The sequence below is a fragment of the Nitrospina gracilis 3/211 genome, from assembly GCF_000341545.2.
In the GTDB taxonomy this organism is placed as follows: domain Bacteria; phylum Nitrospinota; class Nitrospinia; order Nitrospinales; family Nitrospinaceae; genus Nitrospina; species Nitrospina gracilis.
This window is the reverse complement of the sequence record NZ_HG422173.1, coordinates 1,122,482-1,128,481: the sequence shown is the minus strand read 5'-3', so window position 1 is coordinate 1,128,481 and position 6,000 is coordinate 1,122,482. Positions and strand designations below refer to the sequence as shown.

Below are 6,000 nucleotides of genomic sequence, written 5' to 3'. Positions count from 1 at the left end.
CGTTGTGGTTTGAGGTCGAAGGAATCGATTTTGGGAACACGTGTGGCCAAAGGAACTATCCCTGGTTGGTCGCTTTCAATCCGGGCCATTGTACACCATCCCCGCGCCCGTCCAATGACCAGATTCGCATCCCCGATTTTACTTTTTCACCTTGGTGGAAGCAGTTAAATTTTGATACCTCTTCTCAATCTCACTCCCCTCTAAAATCGGTTCCCGGCAGGTCGAATTAATGGATTCCCAAGGATAAAGGAACCATTTTAGTAGTGGAGGCGGGAATCACGCCTCCAGAAGAAGGAAGGAAAAACAGATTGAAAGGAGGTTGTCATGATGAACGCAAATGCAGGGCGAATGGATCGTTGGGTGCGGGTGGTTGTTGGGATTGCACTTCTGGCCGCAGCTTGGATGTCGGGAGGCCCGTGGGGTATCACGCTGGGCGTGATCGCCTTCATCCCCATCCTGACGGGAATTTTTGGGTGGTGCCCCCTGTACGCCATCTTCAATTTCAACACCTGCCCATTTGACCGCAACCGTATGAGTTCGCCTCCCAAGGCCTGACTCAATGCCATCGGTAGCTTCGGAACAAGGGCTTGCGCGGGATTCAGCGTGAGCCCTTGTGGTTCATCCGCCGCCTTCCCAATACCAACCGATTCCTGATTTTTTTATTGTCCGGCACCGGGCGCCTTGCCTTTCCCACCACCCGTTTTATTAAATTTCATCAAGAGTTTGAGGCCCCGCCCGGGAATGAATTTGAGGGATACTCTTTGCCGGGCGCGCCCCTTGTAGGGGGAAGTCGAATGTTATTGACTTTCTTTCGAACGCTGAAGGAGGTGAATGTCTATGCCGACTATTTATGATTACGCCGATCCCACGGCGCTGTCCATGGCCGCCCTGGCCCTGACCGCTTTTGTGGGTTTCCTGTGGAATTTCACCCATCATCTGCAGGAGTGATTTGAATCGAAAACCTGATTCCATTCCAATGGATGCCGGGCTCGAAAAGAACGGGGCCCGGCTCCGAGGCACCCCCCCGCCCTCTTTCTCCCGCCACCACGTTTTGAGTTTATATCGAAATGATGTCCTTCTTTTCCGGTGATATTGCTTTACAATAAATTCCTCAAGTCTGCCATCCATCTTCTCTCACAACCGGAATCCAAACATTGGAATTTACCCTGCAAAAACTGGTTGGTGTCATCATCCTCGGCATCAGCATGCACTGGCTGGCCTGGCGAATCCGCATTCCATCTATCGTGCTGTTTTTCGCGGCGGGAGTGATGATCGGCCCGGTGGGGGGATGGGTCGATCCCACTGAAGACTTTGGCCCGCTGCTTCAGGCTCTCATAAAACTGGCCATCGCCATCATTCTGTTCGAAGGCGGATTGAACCTGCGCTTTCATGAATTGCAACAATCCGGCCGGGCGGTGAAGCAGATCATTCTGCTGGGCCTTCCATTGTCGTGGGGGCTCGGGTTCGCCGCCTGTCATTGGGTCGCCGGATTGTCGGTACCGGTTTCGGTGCTTTTGTCGGCCATCCTGGTGGTGACGGGCCCGACGGTCATCCTTCCCCTGGTCCGCCACGCCAAACTGTCCCCGCGCACGGCGTCGGTGTTGAAATGGGAAGGCATCATCAACGATCCCATCGGCGTTTTGCTGGCGGTGCTGGTGGCGGAAATCCTCACACACGGCGCCGCACAGACCACTGAATCCATATTGGTGCATTTCGGGCTGGCCATTGCGGGATCGGTGGGGCTGGGCATTGCGGGAGGCCTGTTTCTCAAATTTGCATTTGAGAAAGGACACGTCCCGGAGTTTCTGAAAATCCCCATGGTGTTGTGCATGGTGATCTCGCTGTTCGGCATCGCCGACCTGCTGGCGGAGGAGATGGGACTGCTTGCGGTGACGGTGCTCGGCATCACCATGGGCAACATTCGAATGCTCATCTTTTACGAACTCCGCAAATTCAAGGAAAACGTCACCACCCTCCTCGTCGCAACCGTGTTCATCCTGCTCACGGCAGACCTGGATGCGAATCATTTCACCAACCTCGACTGGCGGGCGGTTGGGTTCATTTTCTGCATCCTGTTCCTGGTACGCCCGCTGGCGGTGGGACTGGGCACCCTGGGTTCGGGCCTGAAATGGAATGAAACCCTGCTGCTGGGGTGGATAGCGCCGCGCGGCATCGTAGCGGCTTCGGTCGCAGGATTGTTCGCACCGCGCCTGATAGAACGGGGATACGGGGATGCGGTGTACCTGTTGCCGCTGGTGTTTGGCGTGATCGTTTTCACCGTCGTCCTGCACGGGCTTTCCCTGGAATGGCTTTCCCGCAAACTTGAATTGTCATCCGACAAGCAGGAAGGAGTGGTGATCGTCGGGGCCAATCCCTGGACCACGGAACTGGCGTCGGTGTTACGCGAATTGGACCTTCCGGTAATCCTGGTGGACGGTACCTGGCACCGCCTGAAGGACGCCCGGCTGCGCGGCCTGCCGATCCATTACGGTGAAATCCTGTCTGAAACCAGCGAACAGAACATGGACCTGGCGGAGATGGGGTACCTGCTGGCCGCCTCCGAGAACGATGCCTACAACGCCCTTGTCTGCAACGCATTCATTCATCACTTCGGGCGCGACCGGGTGTACCAGTTGCCTTTCCATGAGAAAAAGGTTGAGGAAGAAAAGGGCGTGCAAAGCGCCCACCTGGGTCGCATCGCATTTGGTGAAGAGGCCCGCTTTGAAGTCCTGATGGACCTCTTTTACCAGGGGTGGGTATTCCAGAAATCGAAGCTGACCGAGGAGCATACCTTCGACGCCTTCGCTGCCAAATTGCACCCCCCTTACTACCTGATTCTTGTGACGGGAAAAGGAAAAATCGCATTCGGTTTGGAAAACTTTTCCGGGGACCCGGGACCCGGGGATACGGTGATCGCGTTTACAAAACTGAATGCCCCCGCATCGAAAAACGCCAAAAAGAAGTTCAGTGAGGCCAAGGAATGAGACCTTGAACTTTTTACGGGTGTGTTACACTGTTTCCGTATTTGGAAGTTTGCTGAATCGCCTCATCCGGTTCCATCATCGAGGGGGGACCACGTGTATAGCCGGATTTTTAAAATTCTGAAAGCGCTCAACTCCAACCAGCGCCCCTGGCAGATCAGCGTAGCCCTGGTACTGGGGGCAGTGGCCGGCCTCACTCCGCTTCTCAGCCTGCACAACCTGGTCGTCCTGCTTCTCGTTTTTTTCCTCAACGTCAACTTTGGCATGTTCCTGTTGAGCCTCGCCGGGTGCACTCTGTTCGCGTTTCTCCTCGACCCTCTCTTCCATCGCATCGGTTACGCGCTGCTGACCTCGGAAGACCTGCATGGGTTCTGGACACAGTTTTTCAGTTGCCCCGTCTTTCTGCTCGGCAACCTCAACAACACCATCGTGATGGGAAGCCTGGTCTTTTCCCTGGTCCTGGGCGTGCCGTTGATTTTTGTATTCAACAAACTCATCGTCAAATACCGGCTGGCGTTCAATGCCCTGATCGACCGCATTCCGTTCCTCAAATTCCTCAAAATTCCGGACACCGTGGAGACCGCGTCATGAATAAAAAACCGGGCTTCATCCGCTGGTGGGGACTGATCCCTTTCGTTGTCGTGACGGGACTGATTGCGGGATTCCTCCTGCTGTTTCTCGACAGCCTGATCGAAAGCACCATCGAGGAGCAGGGCTCGCAGGCGCTGGGTGCGCAGGTCGATGTGGCATCGGTGAAAACATCCCTGCTGGACCATTCCATCGAAATCCGCGGCATCGAAATCGCCAACGCAGAGAAATTGGATGAAAACATAATCGAGGTCGGCAACTTCACGTTCAACTTCGACCTCAACCAGGCCTTTTCCAAAAAACTGATTATCGACGAACTGACTGCAGACGGCATCGCCTTCAACACCACACGAAAGACTCCGGCACGCCCGGTAAAAAAACCGGCAAAGAAAAAGGAGACGCCGGAAGAAGAGGAAGCGGACGACAGCAGTTCAGGGCCGGGCTTCGGAGGCCTGGATGCCCTCAAGGGCATGCAGTTCAAATCGCCCAAGGAAATCCTGGAAAGCGAAAAACTGGAAACGCTGGAACGCGTGAAGGAAGTAAGGGAGGACGTGAAGGCGACGAAAGCGAAATGGGAAGATCGTATTCAAAACCGGTACGGTAAAGGGGCCATCGATGAAATCAAACAGAAAATCGACGGCATCAAGCAGCGTGCCAAAAAGATTTCGGGACCGGGAGATGTTCAGGCCCTCACCGCGGACATCCAAAGCCTGCGCGGGGACATCGAGGGCCGGGTCGATGAAATCAAAAACCTGAAATCGGAACTGAAGGCGGAGACGGAAAAAGCCCAAGCTTTGGTTCGGGACCTCAAGGACCTTCCTCGGAAGGACCTCGAACGGTTGAAGAGCAAGTATTCACTGGATCTCAAGGGCGGTACCGGCATGGTGGGGGCACTGGTGGCGGGGCCGTTGAAAGACCACCTCAACAAAGCCCGCCGCTATTACGAAAAAGCCAAACCCTACCTCAAAAAGAAAAAGGAACCCGTGGTGCCGGAGCCGGAGACGCCTGAACGCGGCAAGGGTCTGACCATCGAGTTTCTGAAACCCAAACCCACGCCGGATTTCCTCGTACGCCACGGAAAACTGTCCATCACACTTTTCGGCCAGGATGTTTCAGGGGACCTGAAGGACCTCTCGGATAATCAGAAGATCCACGGCAAGCCGATGGTTGTGAAATTCGACGCAGGCAACAATCCCAAATTCGACCGCTTCAATCTCGACCTGACTGTGGACCGCACCGGCACCGCGGGCCGCGATACTTTGAAGACGCGTATCGAGGGATTGAAGTTGTCCGGCTTTGAAACAGGCAAGGCCGTCAAGGTGGAACAGGGCGGGGCCGACATCAAGAGCACATTCAACATCGTCAGCGAGGAGGCGTTGACCGGAAACATAAACGTGCAGACGCGCGACATGAACATGAAGTGGACGCAGTCCGGAAGCGGCGAGTTGGCCGACATCATGCAAAAGACCCTCAACTCCGTCAGCAGGTTTTATCTCAACTTCCTTGTTTCCGGAACCGTGAATGATTACGCGGTGAAAGTGGAATCCGATCTCGACAAAACGCTGAACCGCGCCATTCGCGGCGTGTTCGACGACAAGGTGAAAGAATTCGAAGGAAAACTGAACGCCGCCATTCTGGAAAAAACCAAGGGACCGTTGAAAGATTCCACCGGCGCCGTGTCCAATCTCGTGGACTTGCGCAAGCTGCTCGACTCCCGCGAGTCCTCCCTGCAGAACCTGCTGGGCGAGGCCACCCAGAAAGCCCTGCTCCCCAAACTGCCGGGCCCTGCAGGCGACCTGCTTAAGCAGTTCAAACTTCCGTTCTGAACCCACTCCACGGAAACCCCGCTTGCCCTTCCCGTTGTGCCCAACACCCCGAAATCCAACTAACTGGTTATAAAACAACGGGTTGCTATTTTCCTACTCGACCAAGTTTTTTTTCAAAACCCTTATTTTTTTGTTTGTTTTTGATGGGGAATGCCGTCTAATAGAATTAATTTTGCACCCTGAGAGCTGTTCCTGACACAAGATGTTCGCGCATTGCGTTCTTTATTCTTTTTTGCTTTTTGACGGGTCTCCTCACCCTGCGAGCTTCCTTCCCCGGGAAGACATCACTGACTTTGCCGTCACCGATAAGCTGGAACAGTCACTTTTCGCAACAGGTTTCCTTTAAATAACACAATTTTTCAATTCGACACCGGCCGCCCTCGTGCGTGCTGAAATCGAATTGCTGGGTTCACGCCGGAAGTGCATTCCCGCCGCGGTCGCCTATAGACCCGGGCGCAAGGGCCGTCGGGAGTTTGCGATGCTTTCGGCACCAAGTTGGTCTGTCCTGAATATCAACTTTTGAGGAGAGATGGAAGTTTATCCACACGGTCGCCTAGGATGAACGCACCTTCCAGGAATGAATCAACCATTGGTATCAACCCTTT

Annotated in this window: 4 protein-coding genes; all 4 read left to right on the top strand. The window is 54.5% G+C overall.

From position 1 onward, the window contains the following. Positions 1 to 324: 324 nt before the first annotated feature. Positions 325 to 555 (top strand): YgaP family membrane protein, encoded by a 231-nt coding sequence (locus TX82_RS05415; protein ID WP_005007833.1) that lies wholly within the window; start codon positions 325 to 327, stop codon positions 553 to 555. Between the two features lie 599 nt (positions 556 to 1,154). Beyond that, positions 1,155 to 2,984 (top strand): cation:proton antiporter, encoded by a 1,830-nt coding sequence (locus TX82_RS05410; RefSeq protein WP_005007829.1) that lies wholly within the window; start codon positions 1,155 to 1,157, stop codon positions 2,982 to 2,984. Positions 2,985 to 3,077: 93 nt separating this feature from the next. Next, positions 3,078 to 3,572 carry a TIGR03546 family protein gene (locus TX82_RS05405; protein WP_005007827.1) on the top strand — a complete coding sequence of 165 codons (495 nt, stop codon included), beginning with the start codon at positions 3,078 to 3,080 and terminating at the stop codon, positions 3,570 to 3,572. Beyond that, the gene (locus TX82_RS05400) at positions 3,569 to 5,395 is read left to right on the top strand and encodes a TIGR03545 family protein (protein ID WP_005007824.1); all 1,827 of its coding nucleotides are present in this window, start codon (positions 3,569 to 3,571) and stop codon (positions 5,393 to 5,395) included. The genes TX82_RS05405 and TX82_RS05400 overlap by 4 nt, the downstream gene beginning before the upstream one ends. Positions 5,396 to 6,000 lie beyond the last annotated feature (605 nt).

Bases quoted from the DNA above. Each gene is read 5' to 3' on its own strand.
- TX82_RS05415 (WP_005007833.1), top strand. From the start codon at position 325: ATGATGAACGCAAATGCAGGGCGAATGGATCGTTGGGTGCGGGTGGTT.
- TX82_RS05400 (WP_005007824.1), top strand. From the start codon at position 3,569: ATGAATAAAAAACCGGGCTTCATCCGCTGGTGGGGACTGATCCCTTTC.